24 protein-coding genes are annotated in these 23,178 nt (G+C 48.8%); all 24 read left to right on the forward strand.

Annotated elements, in window-relative coordinates; genetic code table 11:
* Window positions 1–18 precede the first annotated feature (18 nt).
* Complete coding sequence (locus tag J7E57_RS02755) at window positions 19–843, forward strand: hypothetical protein (protein WP_215125074.1); 825 nt, start codon at window positions 19–21, stop codon at window positions 841–843.
* A 128-nt stretch (window positions 844–971) separates the two neighbouring features.
* Window positions 972–1,922 (forward strand): toprim domain-containing protein, encoded by a 951-nt coding sequence (locus J7E57_RS02760; RefSeq protein ID WP_215125075.1) that lies wholly within the window; start codon window positions 972–974, stop codon window positions 1,920–1,922.
* Window positions 1,923–1,937: 15 nt separating this feature from the next.
* Complete coding sequence (locus tag J7E57_RS02765; RefSeq protein WP_215125076.1) at window positions 1,938–2,210, forward strand: hypothetical protein; 273 nt, start codon at window positions 1,938–1,940, stop codon at window positions 2,208–2,210.
* Window positions 2,211–2,458: 248 nt separating this feature from the next.
* Complete coding sequence (locus J7E57_RS02770) at window positions 2,459–2,869, forward strand: plasmid mobilization protein (protein ID WP_215125077.1); 411 nt, start codon at window positions 2,459–2,461, stop codon at window positions 2,867–2,869.
* Between the two features lie 178 nt (window positions 2,870–3,047).
* Complete coding sequence (locus J7E57_RS02775) at window positions 3,048–3,566, forward strand: hypothetical protein (protein ID WP_215125078.1); 519 nt, start codon at window positions 3,048–3,050, stop codon at window positions 3,564–3,566.
* Window positions 3,567–3,624: 58 nt separating this feature from the next.
* Complete coding sequence (locus J7E57_RS02780; RefSeq protein WP_215125080.1) at window positions 3,625–4,950, forward strand: relaxase/mobilization nuclease domain-containing protein; 1,326 nt, start codon at window positions 3,625–3,627, stop codon at window positions 4,948–4,950.
* 21 nt (window positions 4,951–4,971) lie between these two features.
* The gene (locus J7E57_RS02785; RefSeq protein WP_215125082.1) at window positions 4,972–5,601 is read left to right on the forward strand and encodes a ParA family protein; all 630 of its coding nucleotides are present in this window, start codon (window positions 4,972–4,974) and stop codon (window positions 5,599–5,601) included.
* On the forward strand, window positions 5,598–5,957 hold the full coding sequence (locus tag J7E57_RS02790; RefSeq protein ID WP_215125085.1) for a hypothetical protein: 360 nt from the start codon (window positions 5,598–5,600) through the stop codon (window positions 5,955–5,957). The genes J7E57_RS02785 and J7E57_RS02790 overlap by 4 nt, the downstream gene beginning before the upstream one ends.
* Entirely contained in the window at window positions 5,954–6,295 is a 342-nt protein-coding gene (locus tag J7E57_RS02795; protein ID WP_215125086.1) for a hypothetical protein, read from the forward strand. The genes J7E57_RS02790 and J7E57_RS02795 overlap by 4 nt, the downstream gene beginning before the upstream one ends.
* Before the next feature lie 3 nt (window positions 6,296–6,298).
* A complete protein-coding gene (locus tag J7E57_RS02800; protein ID WP_215125087.1) occupies window positions 6,299–6,598 on the forward strand; it encodes a DUF4134 family protein in 300 nt (99 codons plus the stop codon).
* Window positions 6,599–6,691: 93 nt separating this feature from the next.
* Window positions 6,692–6,994: a DUF4134 domain-containing protein gene (locus J7E57_RS02805; RefSeq protein ID WP_215125088.1), complete on the forward strand. Its 303-nt coding sequence runs from the start codon at window positions 6,692–6,694 to the stop codon at window positions 6,992–6,994.
* Window positions 6,995–6,997: 3 nt separating this feature from the next.
* A complete protein-coding gene (locus J7E57_RS02810) occupies window positions 6,998–7,306 on the forward strand; it encodes a plasmid transfer protein (RefSeq protein WP_215125089.1) in 309 nt (102 codons plus the stop codon).
* The gene (locus J7E57_RS27055; protein WP_251029774.1) at window positions 7,284–9,998 is read left to right on the forward strand and encodes a helicase HerA domain-containing protein; all 2,715 of its coding nucleotides are present in this window, start codon (window positions 7,284–7,286) and stop codon (window positions 9,996–9,998) included. The genes J7E57_RS02810 and J7E57_RS27055 overlap by 23 nt, the downstream gene beginning before the upstream one ends.
* Window positions 9,999–10,008: 10 nt before the next feature.
* The gene (locus J7E57_RS02825) at window positions 10,009–10,671 is read left to right on the forward strand and encodes a hypothetical protein (RefSeq protein ID WP_215125090.1); all 663 of its coding nucleotides are present in this window, start codon (window positions 10,009–10,011) and stop codon (window positions 10,669–10,671) included.
* Complete coding sequence (locus J7E57_RS02830) at window positions 10,668–11,336, forward strand: hypothetical protein (RefSeq protein ID WP_215125091.1); 669 nt, start codon at window positions 10,668–10,670, stop codon at window positions 11,334–11,336. The genes J7E57_RS02825 and J7E57_RS02830 overlap by 4 nt, the downstream gene beginning before the upstream one ends.
* Window positions 11,333–11,998 (forward strand): hypothetical protein, encoded by a 666-nt coding sequence (locus tag J7E57_RS02835; protein ID WP_215125092.1) that lies wholly within the window; start codon window positions 11,333–11,335, stop codon window positions 11,996–11,998. The genes J7E57_RS02830 and J7E57_RS02835 overlap by 4 nt, the downstream gene beginning before the upstream one ends.
* A gap of 4 nt (window positions 11,999–12,002) precedes the next feature.
* The gene (locus J7E57_RS02840) at window positions 12,003–12,779 is read left to right on the forward strand and encodes a hypothetical protein (protein ID WP_215125093.1); all 777 of its coding nucleotides are present in this window, start codon (window positions 12,003–12,005) and stop codon (window positions 12,777–12,779) included.
* A 4-nt stretch (window positions 12,780–12,783) separates the two neighbouring features.
* Window positions 12,784–13,947: a plasmid transfer protein gene (locus J7E57_RS02845; RefSeq protein WP_215125094.1), complete on the forward strand. Its 1,164-nt coding sequence runs from the start codon at window positions 12,784–12,786 to the stop codon at window positions 13,945–13,947.
* 64 nt (window positions 13,948–14,011) lie between these two features.
* On the forward strand, window positions 14,012–14,626 hold the full coding sequence (gene traK, locus J7E57_RS02850) for a conjugative transposon protein TraK (protein ID WP_215125095.1): 615 nt from the start codon (window positions 14,012–14,014) through the stop codon (window positions 14,624–14,626).
* A complete protein-coding gene (locus tag J7E57_RS02855) occupies window positions 14,604–15,050 on the forward strand; it encodes a hypothetical protein (protein ID WP_215125096.1) in 447 nt (148 codons plus the stop codon). Before traK ends, J7E57_RS02855 begins: the two co-directional genes overlap by 23 nt.
* 2 nt (window positions 15,051–15,052) lie before the next feature.
* Entirely contained in the window at window positions 15,053–16,285 is a 1,233-nt protein-coding gene (locus J7E57_RS02860) for a conjugative transposon protein TraM (RefSeq protein WP_215125097.1), read from the forward strand.
* 2 nt (window positions 16,286–16,287) lie between these two features.
* Window positions 16,288–17,148, forward strand: a complete 861-nt coding sequence (gene traN, locus J7E57_RS02865; protein WP_215125098.1) for a conjugative transposon protein TraN — start codon at window positions 16,288–16,290, stop codon at window positions 17,146–17,148.
* A 36-nt stretch (window positions 17,149–17,184) separates the two neighbouring features.
* Window positions 17,185–17,571, forward strand: coding sequence for a hypothetical protein (locus J7E57_RS02870; protein ID WP_215125099.1), 387 nt, complete (start codon window positions 17,185–17,187; stop codon window positions 17,569–17,571).
* Window positions 17,561–23,107, forward strand: coding sequence for a DNA methylase (locus J7E57_RS02875; RefSeq protein ID WP_215125100.1), 5,547 nt, complete (start codon window positions 17,561–17,563; stop codon window positions 23,105–23,107). The genes J7E57_RS02870 and J7E57_RS02875 overlap by 11 nt, the downstream gene beginning before the upstream one ends.
* Window positions 23,108–23,178: the final 71 nt, after the last annotated feature.

Consider the following 23,178-nt stretch of genomic DNA (forward strand, 5'->3'; position numbering starts at 1 on the left):
AACTAAATACATACGATTATGACTCCGAATATCTTAAGTGCCGAATCCCTCCGGGAACAGGTTCGGCTTGGCAACCTATTGGCGCGGCTGGGATTTAAGCCTTTAAAAACCAGTTCAGATGAGGCGCTTTATCTGAATGTACTCCGGGCTTCGGAAATAAAGCCATCCTTTACAATCAATACCCGCCTGGATATATGGTTTGACCACTTAACCAAAAAAAGCGGTGATATCATTGATTTTGGCATGGCCTATTGGGTAGGCCTTGATCAGCAACAGGTACTGGAAAAGATTTCGCTGCTTTGTCTGTCGGAACCTGATGTCCAAATGTCAAGGGCTAGGGAAAACCTCAGGAAGCGCAGGGCAATAAAAATTCCCTATTATCATATTGCGGAGACACGGCCGCTGGGCTGCAATTCCGGGATTACCGCATACCTGCAATCACAAGGTATCTGGGAGATCGCACTCGGACAGCTCCAGGAGATTTGTTACTATGTCGTTGATGAGAAGCAAAGACGCAAGGATTTCTTCGCTGCAGGCTGGCAGAACGAAAATGGTGGCTGGGAAGTTAGGAGCCGGAACTATTCCGGGTGCCTGGGACGTAAGGGAATGTCTTTCATTCCTGGAAGTCAAAGCAGCCTTGTCCTGTTCGAGGAATATACAGATTACCTTAGCTGGATATACGCAAACAGAGGCTCCGGTGCAAATATACTGGTAATGAACTCACCAGAATTTATCCAGGCCGCAAAATGCAGGGCTACGAAATTTGCTGAGGTAGCGGTTTATTTCAGTAAAGACCATCTCGCAGATGAGTTTTTAGCCTCTATCCAAAAGACCGTCTCCTAATAATTCATTCTGATATGTCTGATTTCGTGAATATGTCCACCCTGGAAGAAATTTCTATCGTTGGATTCCTGGCCTGTCTTGGCCACCATCCAGTCTATAAAAGCGGTAAGGAGCATTTCTACCATAGTATGCTTCGTGAAACTAATAAAAACACACCCTCATTTACCGTATGGGATGCCGGTGGTAAATGGCTGGACCGTGGTGGTGCTGGTGAAACCGGGATCAGCGGTGGTGGAATTGTCCAGTTAGCAGTGGCCTATTGGCCGCGCTTATCCTTCGTAGAAGTGCTGAATAAAATACGCGAGATAAACAGTATGGACCGGGTGCCGGTAACAAATTATTATCTATCAGAGAAAGCTACTTCTCCTGCTGATGAAGCAGCCTTTAAATTTGAACTGGTCAGGACCAGGCCACTCGGTTCCCACTTCGTGCTCACGCAGTACTTAAGAAGAAGGGGGATCCTGGAAATAGCCGCTGGCCATGTTGTTGAAGTTTATTACCGCCGCCGGGACATGCCCGATGGCAATGGCTGTTTTTTTGCGGTTGGCTGGATGAACGAGTTTGGGAACTGGGAATTCGCTAACACTAAAGGGTTTAAAAGTAGCATTGGTGCCAAAGGGTTGTCCATCATTCCCGGAAATCCTGGGCATGCAGTCCTTTTCGAAGGCTATATGGATTTTCTGAGCTGGCTGAAAGAGAATCATCGCCGGGAAGCGCCAACGGTTATTGTTTTAAATTCGCTGTCGCTTCTGGCAAGGGCGATAGACGATCTCCGGAATATTCCAAAAATCGAGATCTTCTTTGATAACGACGGACCGGGCATAAAAAGCACAAAGGATATACGCAAAGCGATTCCCTGGGCAAAAGACTGTTCTTTTTACTATTTCGGCTTTAAGGATTATAACGATAAAATAACAATGACACCTGAATTAATGGTGGTCCAGGGAACCCCGGTTCCTTTAACTGGATGTAAGCTGCTCAAAGGAATGGCCGGGCAGTTAGGGCCGCATACGATTAACCAGGAGCTTTCGATAGGCATTCCTGATACCTCAAATGTCAAAAACCGTCTCGCACGATAACTCAACTTATTCTTTATGAAACCAATCCTGCAATACCTCAACAAGGTGATAGAAGGAGATTGCCTTTTGGTAATGGCTGACTTCCCTGATCAGAGCATTGATTTTATTCTCTGCGACCTGCCTTATGGGACGACCATAAATACCTGGGATGACATCATCGATCTGCCTTCGCTATGGAAAATCTATGAACGGATCATAAAGCCCTCCGGGGTAATCGCCCTGACCGGAACGGCGACATTTACCGCGAGGGAGGCTTTCATAAGAAGACTATACCTGTGGATTTTGTGAAAGTATGCAATGACCGGATCCTGCGGGAACAGTCAAAGCAGTTGAAGCAGCGTCTTGACTTGGATGGATAGTGCTGCCCGCACTTATTTTTCCTGCGGATATATTATGGTTTTTTTCCTGGCAAGATGTCTTTTTGTCCGACAAAAAATCGCTTCGCTCTTTTTCAGTCTACCAAAAAGAATCTTGCCTTAACCTTCCTATGGTCAGGCTAAGGAAGTATCGGAAATTCGCAACTCATTTCCTCTTTTATGAAGGATAAAATAAAATTTAGAGGGCGGCCTCGTTTGTTGGAAGGAAAGAAGATCAGAAAGATCGACGCCCGGTTTACCGAAGAGGAATACCGGAGGATTCTCGATCTGGAAAAGGAATTAGGGATCAGCCGTGCTGATCTCATCCGCTCAAGGTTACTGGATAACCTTCCCCTTATCATGGTAAACGCGAAAGAAATGATAAGGGAGCTAGATGAGATCGGTACCGAAATTGGCCGGGCCGGCAATAACATCAATCAGCTGGCCCGTTATGCCAACATTTTAAATAAAAAAGGCATTCTTTCCCCTGCGGTGACCGAGCGGTTCAACCTCCTTTTTCAAGACTACATTACTGGTCAGACCGCCCTGGAGATTACCCTGAGAAAAATCATCAGGACTCTTGGCAGGTGATCTATCGATATATAGCTATATAACAATAGATCCATGTGGCTATATAGCTATGGAGCCGTGTTACTATAGGGCAATATAGACACATTGCTCCATGGCACTATAGCTATAGTGCTACCTAGCGCCATAGTTACATAGCTGCCCGGCTATACAGCAACAAGGCTACATAACATTAAATCATATGAATCAGATCAACAAAAAGGAAGCTGCCGAACTGTTTCGGCTGCGCTCGGCGGGGACATTGCCCCACATCGATATTAACGGCACCGATTTTACCATTGACTGGAGACTGAAAGAGTTACGGGAAACTGCCTCTCCCTGGAACAACATCAATCTGAAGAATATGGAAATGTCCAGGTCCGGCGAACAGTACCTGTGTTTTTATGATACGGTAAACCACCGCGAATGGGACTTTGATCCAGACATTACAGCACCGCCGGAAAACGTGGTACTGCTGGAAATCCCCTATGAGGTCAAGCTTGACCCCTATGCCGTTGCCAGGGAATATGGTATCGACCCCGCTGAATTCATCAGCGATTATCCGATTGAAAAGAACCTTGTAGGGATACTTAAGCCATTAACGGAAAGCGGGCTGCCGCAGGTGATAGCAGAAAATTTACAAAAGCTAGGTCAAGGCCTGTCTGCCGGTCAGCAGAGCGATGACCAGGATTATACAGGAAACCGGAAAATAGGCCGTTAGCAGATTGAATTCCCTTTCACTGGCTGCCCGTTTGACCGGTTCACAAATATTTCTTACGATGATTGTTAAAATTCTTTCCTCATCGCCCAACTTCGCCGGCGTTAGTTACAATACCGAAAAGATCGACAAAGACAAAGGCGAGCTGATGCTCGCTGAAAATTTTGGTCCGCTGCAGGGATTGGACCGGTTGAGACCGGAAGATTACCGAAATTACCTTCAACTGCTGGCCGCTCAAAACAAGCGGGTCAAAAATCCGCAGTTCCATGCCGCCATTTCAGCCAAGGGTCAAACCTATGATAAATATGCCCTAACCGAGATAGCCGTCAAATGGCTTACCGAAATGGGCTATGGCCGGCAGCCCTACCTCATTGTTTATCATAGGGACACCAAAAATAACCATGTACACGCCGTTTCGGTAAGGGTTGGGCGGGATGGTAAAAAGATCAATAGTGGATTTGAAAAGATCCGGGCAGTACAGAACCTGAATAAGGTGATGGAAATGGATGAAACCTATAAGGCTTCGCGTGATATCCATAAGGCGCTTGGCTTCCAGTTCTCCACCCAAGCCCAGTTCATGATGGTACTGGAAAGCATGGGATATGTGGTTAAGGAATCCGCCGGGCAACTGCAAATTATAAAATATGGTAAAAAACTCCAGGAAATCCCTTTAGCAGAACTCCAGGAACAAATCAGCAGGTACCATAAAGATGCCGATCGCCAGAAACAGCTCAAAGCAATTTTTGAGAAGTACCGCCAGGTGTACCGGACGGATTTAAGCGCTGATGTAAAACCCTTGCCCGGCGGTTTAACGGGGAAACCGGATGGGTATTCTTCTCCATTTTCAGAATTCCTGAAAGCTAAATTAGGCATTGCCCTACTGTTTCACAGTAAGGATGGCAAGCCTCCGTACGGTTATTCTGTTATCGATCACCGGGAAAAAACAGTATGGAAAGGAAACGAGATCATGCCCCTGAAAACGCTGCTGGAGAGCAAGGGCACGGGGGAGTTCATTCAAGCTGAAAATGAGCCTGAAGCGTTTACCGTTAAGCAGCTTAGCGTTGAAGAAAACGACTACTATGCTGCCTTATTGAAAGCATCGCTTAACAATTATCCGGACTTTAACCAAGGACTGCGGCACCAGGGATTGATCCTCGCAGATGATGATGGTACAGCGGTGCTGGTTGATAACAAAACGCAGTTTGCTATACCTGTATCTGATCTGCTTACAGAAACAGAACTGGCAGATTTCCAGGGGCAGTATGAATCACCGGACCCTGGCGAATATTATATACCTCCGGTGAGTATTTCAGCGGATATTGATGACGAGGCGATTAACGGCAGGAACCGAAGGCGCAAGAAAAAGGCCCGCACCAATTCCAGGTAACACATTTAAAATCAAAATTTCATGGTCATTATTATTGGAAACCAAAAAGGCGGAGCGGGAAAAAGTACGCTCACCCTTATGCTGGCAAATTACCTGACGCAGGCAAAAAAATGTGCTGTTACTGTCATTGACATGGATTACCAGCAATCCATCGCACAGAAGTTTGAAAAAGCAAAACTGCTGGAAAATGCCGAACCCTATGAGGTGATCGCTGCAAACCTGGAAAATTATCCGGATATGCTGGAAATACTAAAAGCCAGCGGAGACCAGGTGGTTTTGATCGATTTGCCCGGAAAGCTGGATGATGATGGCCTGATCCCGGTTTTCAAATCGGCAGATTTAGTGATCTGTCCCTTTGCCTACGATGAATTCAGCTTCGATTCCACCATCCTGTTTTCCGTTGTGCTGCGCAAGATCAATCCGGATGTAACCATCAGTTATATTCCCAACCGCATCAAGGCCAATGTCAAATATGATACTCAGGTAGAAGTCGATGAGCAGCTCTCCAAGTTCGGTAACATCAGTTCAGCGATACCCGACCGGATCGATTTCCAGCGGACAAATACTGTCCAGACCCCGCTTTCGGTCTTACCTGTAATCATCCGGGTTTTTGATAAAATATATAAAGATCACCTAATAAATAACCTATGAGCAATATTAAATCATTGGCAGATCAGCTTCGCGGGAAGATCACCGAGCCGGATAACAAAGGATCCGGGGAACAGACGAAGGAAACTGTCCGGCCTAAGGATGATGCCCCTGTCAAAACACGCGCAGAGCCCAAAATACCACCCATCCTGGATCTGATCCGAGCTTATGATAATTCCGATCATAAAAGTATGGTTCATGTGCGCTTCGATGCAAAGACATTGCAGACCATGAACCAGTTGAAGATGGCTACCGGCGTGGATGTGACCAAGCTTGTTGCCTATTCTGTCAGGCAATTATTTGCCCTGCACCCTGAACTGAAAACAATTATTAAACAATTCCTACTAAAACTAGAATGATGAACTGGCTTCAATTTTTCCTATGGATCACCGGCGTTTATACCCTGTATTACCTGGTGGTCATTTTACTCGAACTCAAAGGCAATGTGCGGCTGGCCGTGGGTAAGGCCATGAGTAATGAACTGACTTTTAATGAATCCACCGAACCTCAGCTCATTGAAGCACAGGACGATGTATTAACAGTGATAAACCCTGCTGCCCCGGGATCTGGCAAGCCGATCAAGGCGGGGCCCAAAGCAGCGCCCGAGGTGATCAGCTCCGGAGGGGTCTCCCTGAAAAACATGTTTACCCTGGCACGTGAAGAAGCCATTATCTACACGCGGCCAGTAAGCTTTTAAGCTATGAAAAATCGCTGTTTATTTACCTGGGGCATCCTCACAGGAACTTGCGGTACTGCACTTGCCCAGCCCGGGCTTAACGAAATGCAGCAAGCCAGGCAGGAGCTCACAGGTTCGTTTTTCTCCTCGATCGATGCTTCGCTGGTGCTTGCTGTGATTTTTGGCCTTATCGGTGCCCTAAAGATCTACCACAACTGGCAAATGGGCAAAGAACGTATCACGGGCGACGTTGCTGCCTGGTTCTTTGCCTCCCTTTTCATGGTTTTAGCGGGTCCGTTTGTCAGGGCCATATTTGGCATCTAAAAACCATTTTCCCCTTGTAAGATCAAGCTGCATCCGGCCGGGGCAGCTTTCTTTTTTTAATTCCATTTCCATTAATTTTTAACGAACAAGAAAATGAAGAGAACAAAAATGTTCGCTATGGCCATGCTATTGGCCATTACGCAGGTGCCGGCATTCGCCCAAAGTGGCGTAAACGGATTGAACACCGCTACCAGCACCCTGACGACCTATGTTGATCCTGTCACCAATATCGCTCTGGTCATCGGAGGCATCGTTGGTATAGTAGGCGCTATCCGGGTGTATTCCAAATGGAATAGCGGAGACCAGGATATCAATAAAGAATTGATGGGCTGGGGAGGTTCCTGCCTCTTTTTGGTGCTGTCATCGCTGATCATCAAAGCCTTTTTTGGATTGTAAGGTATGGCAAAGCGGTATGCCGTTTATAAGGGGCTCCAGCGGCCCCTTATTTTTAAAGGCTTCAAAGGAAAATTTATCTACTGGGGGGTAGGCGCTCTTTTATTGGGCCTGGTAGCAGGTTCCATTATCATGGCCCTGGTCAATATGTATGTTGGCGCGATAGCACTCATCGGCCTGATTGTCGGCGGCTTGTTCTACACCGCAGGTAAACAAAAAGGGGGTCTGCATGACAAGACCCAGGCAAAAGGAATCTACATCCACCAGACTGGTCTCACTAATCTAAAATCTTATGGCACAGAAGAACGCATTTAAGCTGCCTTATATCGGCATTGATGCTTACCAGGACTTTGACCTGTTGTATGGCCTGAACGGGGAATGCTCGGTGATCATCCAGATCAAAAACCCCGTGCTCCAGTATTCAGCCTCGGCCGCTGCCTATGATGAATTTCATAGTCTGTTTATCAGCATTGTCAAAATCTTAGGAGACGGCTACCTGCTGCAAAAACAGGATGTCTTCAGCAGGTCAAAATATCCCTATAAAAAGTCGGATGATTATTTACAAGATAAATATAACGCTCATTTTGCCGGGCGCGATTACACCCGGATCAGCACTTACCTCACCATTACGCTCCAACCGAAAAAGGGAAGGTTTTATGTATACGACCCAAAGGCATTGATAGCGTTCAGGCAATCGGTCACCAAAGTAATGGCTATACTTCAGCAGTCCAGGACAGCTCCGGTTCTCCTTAAGAAAAATGAGGTCAATAAACTGGTGCTGGGTGTGTTGTCGATGGACTTTAACGGCGATAACCTGGTGCTGGATAATATTCTGCCTACCGATACTGAACTGAAAATGGGTAATCGTGCAGTGCGTTGCATCAGTTTGGTCAATACCGACAACGTGGACCTTCCAACTGAAATTGGCACCCATACAGAATTGAACGAAAAGGAAACCATGAAAGGGTTCCCCGTCGATGTGGTAACTTTCCTGCTGAAAGTGCCTGGCTACGAAACGATACTCTATAATCAGGTCATCGAAATCCCCCAGCAGCAATGGACGCTGAATAAACTGGAGCTTAAACGAAAAAGACATTCGGGCATTCCCGACCCCGCAAACCAGCTCTGTGTAGAGGATATCGATCAGCTGCTGAATGATGTGGCAAGAGAGAGCCAGTTGTTGGTCAATGCGCATTATACGATCATCATCTGTTGCGCGCAGGAGCAGCTGCAGAAGACAGCGAATTTTATTGAAAGCTCCCTTTTCAATCTGGGTATTATAGCCAGCAGGAACGCCTATAATCAGCTGGAACTGTTTCGCTCGGCGCTTCCCGGGAACGGTGTTGAACTAAAAAGTTACGACTGGTTCCTGACCACCTGCGACGCCGCCCTGTGTTTCTTCTTTAAAGAATCTCTTCCCCAGGATGAACCAAGTAATTTTCTGGTCCGGTTCACCGACCGTCAGGGGATACCCATAGGCATCGACCTTTCGGATCTTCCGATGCGCACAAACCGCATCAGCAACAGGAACCGGTTCGTTCTGGGCGGGTCCGGAACCGGAAAAAGTTTCCTGATCAACAGTATGGTTGAGCAATACCTGCTGTACAATATGGATGTGGTAATTGTTGATGTCGGGCACTCTTATACAGGCTTGAACACCTTCAAAAAGGGGAAATATGTTACCTATACCGAAGAGCGGCCGATTACCATGAATCCCTTTGCCATCAGCGAGCAGGAGTATAACATTGAAAAGAAAGACTTCCTGGTTACCCTGGTCGGGCTGCTTTGGAAAGGCGCGGAAGGAACCATTTCCACTGTGGAACGCGATGTGATCTCCAGCCTTGTTGGTTCTTATTACAGTAATTATTTCAGTCAAGGGTATCCCGGCCTGTCTATAAGGCAACTGCATGCGATCCGCAAGCGGGTGTTTGAAGCTATGAAGACCGAACCTTCTTTTCAATCGTATTCTGAGGACGGCTGGGAGGAGTTTACCGAAGACCTTTTCGCGACCGAGATCAGTGATACCGACGAGGATCTTTTGGCAGGCGACGCAGAGGCCGGGGGCTTTATCACCGCTTTCAACCAGAAGTACCGGGCAGCAGTGAAAGAAGAAAACCGCATTGGCAGGATCAGGCACGACCGAAGAAAAATAGGTATACTCAATTTCAATAGTTTCTACGAGTTCGCGCTTTGGAAAATCCCTGAAATAAAAACCGAGGATCACATTCCTTTTGACCTGGATGAATTCAGATATGTGCTGAAGAAATTCTCTAAGGGAGGTGAATATCAAACCATACTGAATGAAGCCGCGGATAAGTCACTTTTCAACGAGCCGTTCATTATCTATGAAATTGATAATGTGAAGGACAACAAGGTACTGTTTCCGATTGTCACGCTGATTATCATGGACGTTTTTATCCAAAAGATGCGGCACCGTAAAGACCGCAGAAAAGCGCTCATTTTGGAAGAAGCCTGGAAAGCGCTGGCCTCACCGATCATGGCCGAGTTTCTCCTTTACCTCAATAAGACCGTTCGTAAATTCTGGGGGGAGATCATCGAAGTTACCCAGGAGCTTTCAGATATACTGAGTAACCCCATCGTTAAAGACAGCATCATTAACAATTCGGACACGGTTATCCTGCTTGATCAAAGCAAGGCGCTGGAAAATTTCGGAGATATTGCCAAACTGCTCTCCATTACCGAAACCGAACAGCGGAAGATCTTTACGACCAACCAGCTCGACAACAAAGATAACCGCGGCCAGTTCAAAGAGGTTTATATCCGAAGGGGCCAGACGGGTGAGGTTTATGGCGTAGAGGTATCCCTTGAGCAGTATTTGGTCTACACCACCGAAAAACCAGAAAAATCAGCCGTGGAGATCTACACCAGGAAATACGATTCCTACACCTGCGGACTTGACGCATTTGTTGCACATTTTAAACAAAGCAAGCTTCCTCTTGGAGAGTTTGTAACTGCGGTCAATAAAGCTGAACAGCCCATTTATTAAACCTTTTATTATGAAAAATATCTTCCTAATGCTGTTTTTACTGGTTGTAAAAACAGCCCATTCACAGGTGCTTTATGTGGATCCGGTGACCTCGGCAGCAATGCTCACGCACAGTTCTACCATTAACGGCCAGCTTAACACGACCAACAAAAATCTCACCGCCATTCAGCGTGGACAGCTGGCTGTTACCAGTCAGCTGGTCATCGTTAACGATATGCAGGACAGGATTTATAAAGGACTGAGCCAGGTGGCCGGCGTGATCAACAACCTCACTACGATCAAAGAGATCACGGACATTGGAATCGATATCATGGATGACGTGGAAAAAGCGATCAATACGGCCAAATCAAATCCTGCATTGCTGCTTTTTGCCGAGCAGGGCGCCCGTGACTTTCAAAGCCGTGCCACCGTGCTTGCCACCGAAGTGGGCGGCTTTGTTTTGAAGGGCGGAAAAGACAACCTGATGGACTCCGGGGAAAGGGCCAAACTGCTCAACCATATCGCCGGTGAACTGCGCATACTCCGGGGCATCGCCTATGGGATGCAGCGGGCCATGTACTGGGCCCGGATGCGTGGCATCTGGGCCTCGCTTAACCCATGGGCAACCTGGCAGAATATGGATGTGCAGATCGCAAACAGTGTGATAACCGAAGCTAAATACTTGAAAAAATGAAAACTATTATCTTAACACCTTTATTGCTGCTGCTGGGTTTTCTCACGGCAGATGCACAGAAGAAGGCCCTTAATATTCCCGGGATCTGGCAGTTGACCGATTATTCCAAATCCGAAAATAAACTACAGAATAGCGCCCGGGACAAACAGTCCCTTACTACGGCGAGCGAAGCAGGGAACAGAACCATGCTGGCCAGGTTAAAGGATACCTACCGTATCTTGCAGCAAAGGTATAACAGCCTTGGGACCGCCATAAATATTGCGAATATCGGTTTGCAGGCGACCCCTATGGTAAACAGGATCATCAGCAACCAGGCCCGGCTTTATCAGCTGGCAGGAAGCAATCCGGCGATCATCCCCCTTGTTTACCGTAGCGAAATAGAATTTGTGGAAAAAGCCTACAGCCTGGCGAATTACCTGACCGGTCTGTGTGCAGCTCTTGGGGATATCAACCAAATGAAAATGGCTGACCGGAAAATGCTGTTTGACTTTATTCTTTCAGAACTGAACGTGATCCGAAATCTTTCTGGAAACCTGCTCAGCTCAGCGCAGTATGCAAGCCTGAATACCCTGATCAGGTCTGTTAATCCATTCAGGGATTACATCGATCAGGATAGGTCTCTGATCGAGGAGATCATTAACAACGCTAAATATCTTAAGCAATGAGACTTTTTTGGACAATATTCGCCCTGAGCCTGCTTGCAGCTCCGGCGCTCGCGCAGCGGATCGTTTTTGATCCCCGGCATTTTCAGGCCGTATTAGAAAATGGTTCAGTGAGCAGTACCGCAGAGCTTACCCATAACCAGTACCTGGGCAAGATCGATGGTAACCTCCAAACCATCAATACCAATGTGGGTTCGGTTGTACTGGTCCAGACCATGATCTATCAAAGCCTGTCCAACGTCAATTCCGCACTGAAAAATGGATTGGTAGTGAAAGATATGGCGGTGATCGTCAATGATATTCTAAGGTACGCCGACCAGACCATTGCCCTTGCCAGGGCTGAACCTTACCTGCTTTTATTTGCCGAAAGCCATGCGGCCGAGATCAGGGGAAGAGCCACCAGGCTGGTGATGGATGTTTCCGGCTTCATCTTAAAAGAAGGCGACAACATGCTTGCTGATTACAATAGCCGGGACCAACTACTGAACCATGTCCGCAGGGAACTTCAAATCATTGACGGCATGGCCTACGGCGCATGGAAGGCCATGTTTTGGGCCAAACAGAAAGGGATCATCGCCTCGTTGAACCCCTTCGCTTCTTTTATCAACAAGGATAGAACCACGGTGGAGGATATTATCCGCAACGCTAAATATTTAAAACAATAATTTTATGAAAAATATTTTTTTAATGCTGGCGATCTGCCTGTGTGTATCGCAGGCGTTCGCCCAAATGACCATCAATGATGAAAGTATCCGCTACCAGCAGGAGCGCATGGTTTTCAGGCAATGGGATAAAAACAAGTTTACACCGACAAGCGGGTTTTTGGGATTAAATCCTTACTACTGGCTGACCTGGGGCTTAATGCCCGGCTACAAGAAAACAGATCTCCGCCCACTCGGCCCATCGGGGCCGCAAAGCCAGCGCCTGGCATTGGTCGCCACTATGAGCGCGATCGATGATAGCTATAGACTTCATGCGGATACACTTCGGGGGGCCGCACTGTCGGAGATGGCTGGCCAGGCGGGTGCGGTTTCAGCCGCCGATCCATTGTGGATCATGTATTATTCCAGGGAACTCAGACCTGTACTGAATCATTCGCAGGCAGAATTTTTAAACCGCCTTCCCGCAAAGGTTCGCCAGCAGGTCATTGCCGAAGGGACCTATAACTGGTATGCAGAAGAACTGGAGATGTTAAAAGAACGGATCGATGCTGCCAAAGCGGTAAATATGGATCGTGGGGCAAGAATACTTGCCTATCACCGGATGCTCATGGATTACCGCAACCTTTCCGCTGTCTGGGCTACACGCACGGCCACCGCGGTGATGAACATGAATTTGGCAGAGCACCAGCTGAAAGTCAGGGCGGGGCAGGTAACCATTGAAAAGTGGACGCCGCAGACAGATGTGCAGATTGCAGACCAGGTCGTTCAAAGCAGAAAATATTAGCGCCATGAAAATCAAAATGAGTATAACCCTGATCAGCCTGTTGCTGATGATGGCTCCCAGGTCTTTTTCACAAGCCCCTTCAAATGCTGATTATAAGAAATCTATCGAGTTCCTCCAGGGAAACGGGGTTTATGAGGAAGGCGTAATGGTGTTCCTTACCAAACTGAAGGATTCTATCTGGACACACTTTGACCTCTTTATTACAGACGCTAAAGCTTTGTCAGCGATTTTTATGATCATTTTTTTTGCCATCAAGTCCTATGAAATGATCGTGGGAGATAAAAAAATGGAGATCATGCCGCTGCTTAGGCCCTTCGGCTTGGTTATGGTCATCCTGTGGTGGGGCGCCTTTGTAAAGGTGATCGCTTTCCCCACCGAGCTGGTAGCCCTCAGAACAGAAGAAATGTTCAAAAGTGAGCAGAATCATGTCAATGACCTGCGTTTTACAAGGGCCGATTACATGCTGAAGGTGGCCAATTCGCTCTATACCTTTCAGGCACAGGCGGAGGTGGCCGCTAAAGAATCTGACTCCTGGTACGGAAAGGCCTGGGACTCGGTGACCAGTTCGGTAAAAGAAGGGATTTCTACAGTGGTCTCCCCATTGCTGGAACTGAAGAACAGGTTAACGGTTGGTCTGCAGCTGCTGGTCACCCAATTGCTGGAACTGTTAGCGATCTGGATTTTAAGGATTGCCGTCTATATCATTTTTATGATACAGATCATTTATTCTTCTATCCTTATCATTCTGGGTCCCTTCGCCGTTGCAGCCAGTATCCTGCCGGCCTTCAGGGATAGCTTCAGCACATGGATCGCCCGTTTTATATCTGTCAATCTATATTCGGGTATTGCCTACCTGATCATGTATTTATGTGCCCTGATGCAAAAATACGCGCTACTTTCAGAGATCAGCAAATATAAAGAACTGGTCGGTGAGGACGGGATGGCAGCAAGCATGGAGAAAATGACCTGGTTTGCCGGAAACGGTATACTTTCCTTTGGAACCGTTATCATCACTTTCCTGATCGGTGCGATCTGTATGTTTACCGTTCCGAGCATTTCCACCTGGATCATTTCTACTTCCGGTATCACCTCTGCCTCTTCTAGTTTTGGCCGTGGTGCGGGAACCGTGTTTGGCATGGCCCGGAAGGCCTCCGGAAGCTTCTTCTGATAAGCAATCATTTTTTAACAAGCCATCTCATTTATATGGGGTGGCTTTCTCATTTAAATCCATTATGATCATAAAAAGTATTGAAGCCAAGATCAGGCTGGCCACCCTGGTTGCGGCCGGTAGCCTCATCAGCGCAATCCTGATTACAGGAATTGCCTGTGGCTATGCCTACCTGCAGGTGGTAAATGCCCGTCAGAGCGTATACATCCTGGACAATAATGTACCGATACTGGCCAAGCAAACCGACGTACAAATGAACCGGCCGGCCGAATACCGCGCCCATATCGACCTGTTCCATTCTATTTTCTTTTCACTCACTCCGGATGATAAATACATCGAGTACCAGATGAAAAAAGCCATGTATCTCATCGATGAATCAGGCGCAAGGCAGATGAATAATTTAAAGGAAAAGGGATATTTCAATTCCATTCTTTCCTCCAGCTCTGTACTCACATTGCAAACGGACTCCATCAGCCTCGATATTGCAAAGAACTACTTCCGTTTCTATGGCAAATTAAAAATAGACAGGCGTAGCTCAACGGTTATCCGCTCGCTGGTCACCGAAGGAAGGCTCATAGATATCCCGCGGAGTGAAAACAATCCGCATGGCGTGCTGATCTCCGGCTGGAAAACCCTGGAAAACAAAGACCTCGAAAATGTTCAAAAAAATTCATTCTAACCGCGATCCGGCAGATACGCTCTATCGCGAGATCAAAAAGGAATTCAGCATCTACTTTGACAAAGCGGGCGCTTCCCTTACTTCATTTCTGACCCGGTATCCAAGGGCTGTATTTACGGTCATGACCCTGCTTATGACCGTTTCTTTGGTTCTGTCCTTCACCGTTTTGCGGAGCCCGGTACCAAGGCAGTCCGCAGTAAGGCAAGCTGAAAAACAAGAAAAGCCTTCTTCCGGGGGGCTTTCCACCGTTACCGGCGGATTAAACCAGATCCTGCAAACCACTTCGGACCTGCGTGAAACATTGGAGCTAAAAAAAGAAGTGGAGGCGCTGATGCAGAAAAAACAATTAACGCCCGCCGACAGCCTGGCCCTTGAAATGGCGCTGGATAGATTCGGCAGGCTTGGTAACCATTTAAGCAAATAATCATGAAGATCAATTTTAAGCAACCCAAGTATATTTTGCCGCTGGTCATTCTGCCATTTCTATGCCTGTTCTTTTACGTATGGCATAGCAGTTCGGCAAAGACTGCGGTAAAGCCAAAGACCCAGGCAGGTATCCAGGACAATGTGGGCGATGTTTCGCCCGGTGTTAAAAAGCAGGCATTCTCCGACAAACTGGATGCTTTCCGCAATACCTTCAAAGAAGCAGACGGGTATACCGCAGTTAGCCCCATTGGGGAGGAACAAAGTGCCGAAGCCGGATTTACCAGCCAGTACAACAGCGCTGAAAAGCACATGCTGGATTCTATTGACCGCCAGATGAAAAGCAAATTCCAGGGCGGGATGTACAAGCCAGCTGCCCCTGATCATTTGCTTTACCCCGGGACCGGGACCTCGCACCAGGAAAAAGGTGTTACAGGCGATAAGGCGCTGGCAGCGGCATTATCCAACCTTTCCCGTCAGCGAAAGGAACATCCGGTTTATCAGCAAGCGGATACACCGCCATCAGCGGCAGAAAAAGACCCGATGGAACTTTTCAAAGCACAGATGGCCTACATGGATAGTGCCGGTAAGGCCGCGGACCCCCAGTACAAGGCCGAAATGCAGAAAAGTGCAGCACTGGCCAAAGCGGAGGCGCTCCGTAAAAGCCAGCCCATCATGGAAGTCCGTAAGGCGCAGGCCCAATCATCGGATTTCAATACGATCATGCCAGCTGGCAACGATGGCTTCATTATGGCCATCATTGATGAAAACGTGACCGGATATGCAGGTTCCCGCATCCGCGTGCGGCTGCTGGATGATATATATGCAGGCCGGGTGCTTATCAAAAAAGGAACTTACCTGTATGCCTTGGTCAGCGGATTCCAGGGGCAGCGTGTAACCCTAACGGTCCAGTCGGTGTTGACCGGAAAAACTATCCTGCCGGTTAAACTGGAGGTTTATGATCAGGACGGTTTGCCCGGACTGTATGTTCCCGCGTCTGCTTTCCGGGATTTCACCAAAGACCTGAGCGGCAACTCCATGCAGGGATTTACCATCGACGGCGGCGCGCAGAACGGAAGCCAGTTCCTGATGAGTACCCTTGATAAGATGTTCCAATCCACATCCTCGGCTATCGCCAGCGCCATCCGCAAAAACAAGGCGAAGATCAAGTATAATTCTTATATCTATTTAATTGACCCACAGGCGCAGCAAAACGCCTTACAAAACCAACATTAACCATGCGAAAATTATTTCTGTGCCTGACGGTCATCATGCTGACCGCCATGCAAAACTATGCCCAAAATCTTCCGTCTGCAAGCGGTTTGGTAAGGTCCGAACTTCCCGTTGTATACCTTCCCGAAAATGTTTCGGTTCATTTTATATCGCCGGAGCCTATTCAGTATGTAGACATATCTTCTTCAAACGTCGCCGGGGATCTTCCCATCAAAAACGTCCTGCGCATTAAACACCGCCTCGACACCTTAAAAGCAGGTGCTGTTAATGAACCTGATGCCATAGTGACAATTGTTGGTGAGAAATTTATCGCCCAGTACCGGATCGTATTTAGCTGCGGACCTGACGCCGGTTCTGTTCTTACCAATATTGAGATCATTCCGGCACATACCCGTCCCCTGGACTTCCCTGGCATCGGCCTCTCGCAGACCCAGCTTCGGGCTTATTCCCTTAAACTACTAGGCGAAAAACCTGCAGGGAATCTTCCCCATGACCGGTCATATGGCATCAAAAGCAAACTAAACCATATTTACACGCTGGGGGACTATATCTTTTTAGACCTCAGCTTTAAAAATGAAACCAATCTGAAATATGATATTGATGAGCTGCGCTTTAAGATCGAAGATAAAAAGATCACCAAGGCCACAACTGTGCAGATGATAGAGATCAAACCGGACTTTGTACTGTTTGAGACTTCCTTTTTTAAGCGTCAGTACCGGAATATTTTCGTGTTCAAAAAATTCACCTTCCCCGGCAACAAAATGCTGGTGGTCGAACTTAGTGAGAAACAGCTTTCCGGCCGCAGCGCAGGTCTTGAGATATCTTATAAGGATATTTTAGAAGCAGACATTATTCCCTCCCTGTAAGCCAGGTTGCTATCATTCCACCTTAAATTTTATGTTATGGAGAATTTGCGTTACAAGCTCCATCGCCGGTTAATGCACCTTGATGTAGCCTTATATATCCGTTTACAGGATGAAGGCCGGCTGGACCGTTTTTTTGAAAGTTTCCTGGTAGTTCCCGATCCAGAGGCAGCTTTAAGCGAAAGGTTTTCCACCACTCGCTATGATTACATCGCAGAGATACTGGAAGAAGATTTCTTAGAAACCTACCTGGCCTATAGCGCTGCCGGTATCCTGCGGTATGAACTCATCAATATGACCACCGCCTGCGCAGAGGATTTTGAATACTACCGCTTCCCTGAAAATACCGATGACCGGATGATGCGGTATGCCATCACCGGAACCATCGATGAATACCTGAAAGGAGGATCTGAAGATGGCATTTAATCTTGCTCGAAGACTCTCGGGAAATATCGGGGCGATCCGCATTGCCCTGGACTGGGACGGGCAGCGAAAGGTGTCACCGGAAGAGTTACAGGCCCTGCAGAACTATGCGGGCTTTGGCGGGCTGAAGGCGGTCTATTACCCGGCGGGCGAACGGGAGGAATGGGTAAAGATGAATGCTTCACAGGCCGACCTCCGGCTGTACCCGCTGGTAATGGAACTGCACCAGGTGCTAAAGGACCGCCTAAGCAGTTACCAATATAAGCGGGCGGTAGACAGCCTGCGCGAAAGCACCATGACCGCCTATTATACGCCAGATATCATTCCCAAAGCTTTATATACGGCGCTGGCCGAAAACAAGCTGCTGCCAAAGCATCTCTATGAGCCGAGCGCGGGTGCCGGTGTTTTTATTACCGAAGCCGCCCGCATGCTGCCCGAGCTGGCTACCGTAACAGCTGTTGAAAAGGATTTTCTGACCGCCAAAATACTGGCGGCTATCACCAGTGCGCTGCCCGTGCCGGTCACCGTGCGGGATATTGGCCTGGAGGAAACCCCGGCTACCGAAAAAGGTCGCTCGGATCTGGTCGTCAGCAATATCCCTTTTGGGAATCTATCGGTATTCGACCCCGCCTTCCCCGATAACAGCATCTCGGGCCGTATCCATAATTACTTTTTCGCCAAGGGGCTCGACAAACTGGGCCACGGCGGACTCATGGCTTACCTGACCACCGATACGTTTCTGAACACACCGGCCAATGACCTGGCGCGAAAATATTTATTTACGCAGGCTGATTTTGTTAGCCTTTTGGTACTGCCGGATAACCTGATGAAGGACAGTTCAAATGTCGAGGTGCCCACGCACTTGCTGCTGGTACAGAAGAACGATCATAAAGACACCTTCAGCGAGGACGAGGAACAGCTGTTGCAAACCGTTGAGCAGTCGAATGAACAAGGGGCTTACCCGATCAACGCCTATGTCCAGCGGCACCCTGAGCTCATTATGGCGGATGAGATCATCGAGGGAACCAACCAGTACGGAAAACCCTCACGGGTAATCTGGCACAATGGGGAACTGGCTGACCTTGCCCCGGCAATCACCGAAAAGCTGGCCGATGACCTGTCCGCCCGCTTTGACAGGGAACGTTTTGAAACCCTGCAAAAGCAACTGGCCTTTGAAAAAGGGGAATTGCAGACCAGGGCCGAATCGGTGAAAACCGGTAGCGCCCGGACTTTTACTTTTTTAGATGTGCCGGTAGCGGCACCGGCCATATCAACAGTGCAGCTGGGACTCTTCGACCAGGCGCCACCGGAACAGACGGGTAAAGCGCAGGCGTATTTATCGGACCTGGATAAAGCCTCGGTGATATACCAAACCGCGCGCATCATCAGTACCATCCGCACGATGGAGCGGCCCGTCCATGACAGCATCGTGCTGCTAACGGCCAGGAACAAAGCGGCGAACCGTTACCTCTATAAATTCTACAGCAATGTAGCCGAGGTAAAAGTATCGGCAAAATGGCTAACGGGAAACGTTCTGACCGAAGAGCTGAAAGCCCTGTCGGCAAAGCTCAAATACTTCGGCCACGATTACTCTTACCAGGGCGATAAAAGTTTGGAACCAGCTTTTGGTTTCCAGCCCGAACGGCCCAAAGGCTTTATCGCACTACGGCCTTTTTATGTTAAGGACACGCTCGTCGTTCATGGCGATAAGGTCGGCCTGATCGCTGCGCCCGTGGATGGTGAAGCTCCGTTTTTCGCTTTCGAGCAACAGGGCGACCAGGCTTTTTATAAAAGCTACTGCCGGGTGCGGGATGCCTATTTTGCGTTGTTTGAAAAGGAATCAGCAACCCTTAGCGAGCAACCGGCCATGCGCGGTGAGCTGAACGCTGAATACCAGGGATTTACCGAAACCTATGGCGAACTCAATAAGACCTTTAACCGCTCAAGGATATTAAATGATCCTGCTTTTGGCTTTGTGATCCTGTCCTCCCTCGAAAAACGGGAGCAAGAACGCTTTGTACGCTCGGATATTTTCACCGGACCGGTCTTCGCCAGGCAGCAGGCGCTGAAAACCGACGATCCGGCCGAGGCGCTGGCGCGCTGCCTGAACGATATGGGCAAGGTGGACCTGGCCTATATCGGCACAGCCACGGGTATGTCCGAAGAAGAAGTTATCCTGGGACTGGAAAAACATATCCTGCTAAACCCGGCTAATCTGGAATGGGAAACCACCGACCGCTACCTTTCGGGCAATGTCGTAGATAAACTGGCCGAAGCAGAAGCCGCTGCAAAGAACAAGCCCGATCATTTGCAGATCGCGCGCAGCCTGTCCGCTATCCAAAGGGCCCAGCCGGAAACTGTACCTTTTGAGCTGCTGGACTTCAACCTGGGTGAACGCTGGATCCCGGCGAACTACTATACCAGGTTTGCCACAGTGCTGTTTGGGCTGAATACACAGGTGGAATATTTTACCTCGATGGACACCTTTAAGGTCAGCTACAGCGGCGGCAACGCCGTGACCGATGGGGAGTTTTCCGTAACGCCCAAGGGCAGCCACCGGATGAAAGGACATACCCTGCTGGAACATGCACTGGAAAATACCACGCCATTCTTTACCTATAAGGTCACCCGGGACGGCCAAGAGGTCAGGGTGCCCGATAATGAAGCAACCCAACTCGCGCACCAAAAGATCGAAACGATCCGCGAACGGTTTATCTCCTGGCTTAGGGAACTGCCGGCCGAGGAAAAGTCGTTTTTGGAAAAGCGCTACAACTCTACCTTTAACTGTTATGTATTGCGCGAATACGACGGCAGCCATTTGAGCTTCCCCGGTCTTGACCTGAAGGCATTGGGCATCAAGGATCTTTATAGCTCTCAAAAAGATGCCGCCTGGCGTATCATGCAGAACCGCGGGGCGCTGATCGACCATGAGGTCGGGCTGGGCAAAACGCTCACCATGATCGCAAGCGCGATGGAAATGAAGCGCTTGGGTATTGTATTTAAACCCGCCATTTTAGCGCTGAAAGCGAACATCCTCCAGATCGCGGATACCTTCCGCAAGGCTTATCCACATGCGCGCCTGCTGGCACCGGGTGAGAACGATTTTGCGCCGGCTAAACGCCAGCAGCTTTTTCACCAGATCAAGAACAACCATTGGGACTGTATTCTCTTGACGCATGAACAGTTTGGCAAGATCCCGCAGTCGCCGGAGATCCAAAAACAGATCCTGGAGATCGAACTGGATAACGTCGAGCGCGACCTGGAGACTGCCCAGGAGCTGGGCGGCGAGATCAGCCGCAAGATCCTCAAGGGCTTGCAGGTCCGCAAGAATAATCTTGCCGATAACCTGGAACGAGCGGTATACCTGATCGACAACAGACAGGACGCAGGTGTCAGTTTCCAGGATATGGGCATCGATCATTTGTTCGTGGACGAGTCACATAAGTTTAAGAACCTGACCTTCACCACCAGGCACAACCGGGTGGCGGGACTTGGCAACCCGCAGGGCAGCCAGCGTGCGCTTAACATGCTCTTTGCGGTCAGAAGCCTGCAACAGAAATTTGACAGCGACCTCTGCGTGACCTTTTTGAGCGGTACGCCGATCTCTAACAGTTTAACCGAAATGTACCTGATCTTCAAATACCTGCGACCACGGGAACTGGAACGCCAGCGCATCGAGAACTTTGACGGCTGGGCGGCGGTGTACGCCCGCAAGACAGTCGACTTTGAGTTTTCGGTCACCAACGAGATCATCCAGAAGGAACGCTTCCGGCATTTCATCAAGGTACCCGAACTCGCGCTTTTTTATAATGAGGTCACCGATTACAAGACAGCTGAACAGATCAATCTGGATAAGCCTGGCCTGGATGAGCATTTGGTGAACATTTACCCGACACCTGAGCAACAGGACTTTATCCAGCGGCTGATGGCCTTTGCCAAGACCGGGGACGCCACGCTGATCGGACGGGAGCCCCTTACCCAGGAGGAAGACAATGCGCGGATGCTCATCGCTACCAATTATGCAAAGAAAATGTCGGCGGATATGCGCCTTATTGATGATGAGAAGTACAGCGACCACCCGGATAATAAAGTCAACGTCTGCGCCCGCAAAGTAGCCGAACTTTATGAACTCAGCAAAGAGCATCGTGGTACCCAGCTCGTATTCTGCGATATCGGTACGCCTAAGGACGACGCCTTTAATATCTATGATACATTGAAGGACAAACTGGTAAGGGACTTTAGTATCCCGGCAAACCACATTTCCTTTATCCATGATTGGTCCGAGAAAAAGCGGCCCGAAATGTTCCGTCTGATGAACGAGGGCTACCTGCGCGTGATGCTCGGCAGCACCGAAAAACTGGGGACTGGCACCAATGTCCAGATGCGCGTGGTCGCTATGCACCACCTGGACACTCCCTGGCGGCCGAGCGACCTCGACCAGCGCAACGGCAGGGGTTCGCGCCAGGGTAACTGGCTCGCTAAGGCACACTTTGACAATAAGGTATTGAACTTTATTTATGCTGTCGAGCAATCGCTGGATACCTATAAGTTCAACCTGCTCAAAAACAAACAGACCTTTATCAGCCAGATGAAGAACAGTCAGTTATCGGTCCGTTCACTTGATGAGGGGGCGATGGATGAACAGGGCGGCATGAATTTCTCGGAATACATTGCCATTCTTTCCGGCGATACCTCCCTGCTTGATAAAACACGCATCGATAAAAAGGTGGCTGTGTTGGAAGGCGCACGGTCCGCGCATTACAAGGAGGTCTCGCGGGCACGGATCCGGCTGGAAAACCTCGACAAAGAAAAGGAGAAAACACAGGGGACCCTCGATAAGCTAACCCTGGATGAGACCGCTTATAAAAAAGCGCTGACCTATGATGACCAGGGCGCCAAACACAACCCGATCCTGGTAACCGGCCTGAATACCGCCGACCCCGAAGAGATCGGCAGGCACATCATCGACCTTTATCAAAACTGGGCGCCCGGTAAAGGAGAGCCGGAAGAAAAGCAGATCGGCACGCTTTACGGTTTTGAACTCTACATACGCCAGCAGCGCGAGGGGGTCGAGCGTGACGGACTGATGCACTACAATTACCACAATAACCTGTATGCCGAAAGCCCCTTATCCGGAATTAAGTATCTCTACAACAGTGGCCACCCGAATACGGACAACGCCAAGCTGGCGGCCCGTTATTTTATCAGTGCCATTGACCGGGTGGTACAGCTGCACGAAAAGTACGGGAAGGAACTCGATACCTATAACAAAGAGGTGCCAGTGCTGCGGGGCATCATGGAGAAATCCTTTGGAAAAGACGCCGAACTCGCACAGCTGAAAGCGGAGCTTTCATTGCTGGAAAAAAAGATTTCCGAAAATATCAGGGACAGCCAGGCGAATGCGCTGGTGGAAGCTGACCCGGATCAGCTAACTGAAAGCCTCGAAGCAGCTGAATTCCAGGATGATGCGCATATCGTTTCATTGGATACCCAGTCAGAAGAAGGATACATTAAACAGGTTTCCGGATTTAGCAGGTAGCCCTGGCAGCATCCCCTTTCATCAACAGCGATAAAGGAAATAACTTCTTCCTGCTTGTCGCTTAAAATTAA

It is taken from the genome of Pedobacter sp. ISL-64 (genome assembly GCF_018613605.1).
In the GTDB taxonomy this organism is placed as follows: Bacteria; Bacteroidota; Bacteroidia; order Sphingobacteriales; family Sphingobacteriaceae; genus Pedobacter.

Excerpts from the sequence above, each read along its gene's own strand:
- J7E57_RS02755 (WP_215125074.1), top strand. The coding sequence starts at position 19 with ATGACTCCGAATATCTTAAGTGCCGAATCCCTCCGGGAACAGGTTCGG.
- J7E57_RS02760 (WP_215125075.1), top strand. The coding sequence starts at position 972 with ATGCTTCGTGAAACTAATAAAAACACACCCTCATTTACCGTATGGGAT.
- J7E57_RS02765 (WP_215125076.1), top strand. The coding sequence starts at position 1,938 with ATGAAACCAATCCTGCAATACCTCAACAAGGTGATAGAAGGAGATTGC.
- J7E57_RS02770 (WP_215125077.1), top strand. The coding sequence starts at position 2,459 with ATGAAGGATAAAATAAAATTTAGAGGGCGGCCTCGTTTGTTGGAAGGA.
- J7E57_RS02775 (WP_215125078.1), top strand. The coding sequence starts at position 3,048 with ATGAATCAGATCAACAAAAAGGAAGCTGCCGAACTGTTTCGGCTGCGC.
- J7E57_RS02780 (WP_215125080.1), top strand. The coding sequence starts at position 3,625 with ATGATTGTTAAAATTCTTTCCTCATCGCCCAACTTCGCCGGCGTTAGT.
- J7E57_RS02785 (WP_215125082.1), top strand. The coding sequence starts at position 4,972 with ATGGTCATTATTATTGGAAACCAAAAAGGCGGAGCGGGAAAAAGTACG.
- J7E57_RS02790 (WP_215125085.1), top strand. The coding sequence starts at position 5,598 with ATGAGCAATATTAAATCATTGGCAGATCAGCTTCGCGGGAAGATCACC.
- J7E57_RS02795 (WP_215125086.1), top strand. The coding sequence starts at position 5,954 with ATGATGAACTGGCTTCAATTTTTCCTATGGATCACCGGCGTTTATACC.
- J7E57_RS02800 (WP_215125087.1), top strand. The coding sequence starts at position 6,299 with ATGAAAAATCGCTGTTTATTTACCTGGGGCATCCTCACAGGAACTTGC.
- J7E57_RS02805 (WP_215125088.1), top strand. The coding sequence starts at position 6,692 with ATGAAGAGAACAAAAATGTTCGCTATGGCCATGCTATTGGCCATTACG.
- J7E57_RS02810 (WP_215125089.1), top strand. The coding sequence starts at position 6,998 with ATGGCAAAGCGGTATGCCGTTTATAAGGGGCTCCAGCGGCCCCTTATT.
- J7E57_RS27055 (WP_251029774.1), top strand. The coding sequence starts at position 7,284 with ATGGCACAGAAGAACGCATTTAAGCTGCCTTATATCGGCATTGATGCT.
- J7E57_RS02825 (WP_215125090.1), top strand. The coding sequence starts at position 10,009 with ATGAAAAATATCTTCCTAATGCTGTTTTTACTGGTTGTAAAAACAGCC.
- J7E57_RS02830 (WP_215125091.1), top strand. The coding sequence starts at position 10,668 with ATGAAAACTATTATCTTAACACCTTTATTGCTGCTGCTGGGTTTTCTC.
- J7E57_RS02835 (WP_215125092.1), top strand. The coding sequence starts at position 11,333 with ATGAGACTTTTTTGGACAATATTCGCCCTGAGCCTGCTTGCAGCTCCG.
- J7E57_RS02840 (WP_215125093.1), top strand. The coding sequence starts at position 12,003 with ATGAAAAATATTTTTTTAATGCTGGCGATCTGCCTGTGTGTATCGCAG.
- J7E57_RS02845 (WP_215125094.1), top strand. The coding sequence starts at position 12,784 with ATGAAAATCAAAATGAGTATAACCCTGATCAGCCTGTTGCTGATGATG.
- traK (WP_215125095.1), top strand. The coding sequence starts at position 14,012 with ATGATCATAAAAAGTATTGAAGCCAAGATCAGGCTGGCCACCCTGGTT.
- J7E57_RS02855 (WP_215125096.1), top strand. The coding sequence starts at position 14,604 with ATGTTCAAAAAAATTCATTCTAACCGCGATCCGGCAGATACGCTCTAT.
- J7E57_RS02860 (WP_215125097.1), top strand. The coding sequence starts at position 15,053 with ATGAAGATCAATTTTAAGCAACCCAAGTATATTTTGCCGCTGGTCATT.
- traN (WP_215125098.1), top strand. The coding sequence starts at position 16,288 with ATGCGAAAATTATTTCTGTGCCTGACGGTCATCATGCTGACCGCCATG.
- J7E57_RS02870 (WP_215125099.1), top strand. The coding sequence starts at position 17,185 with ATGGAGAATTTGCGTTACAAGCTCCATCGCCGGTTAATGCACCTTGAT.
- J7E57_RS02875 (WP_215125100.1), top strand. The coding sequence starts at position 17,561 with ATGGCATTTAATCTTGCTCGAAGACTCTCGGGAAATATCGGGGCGATC.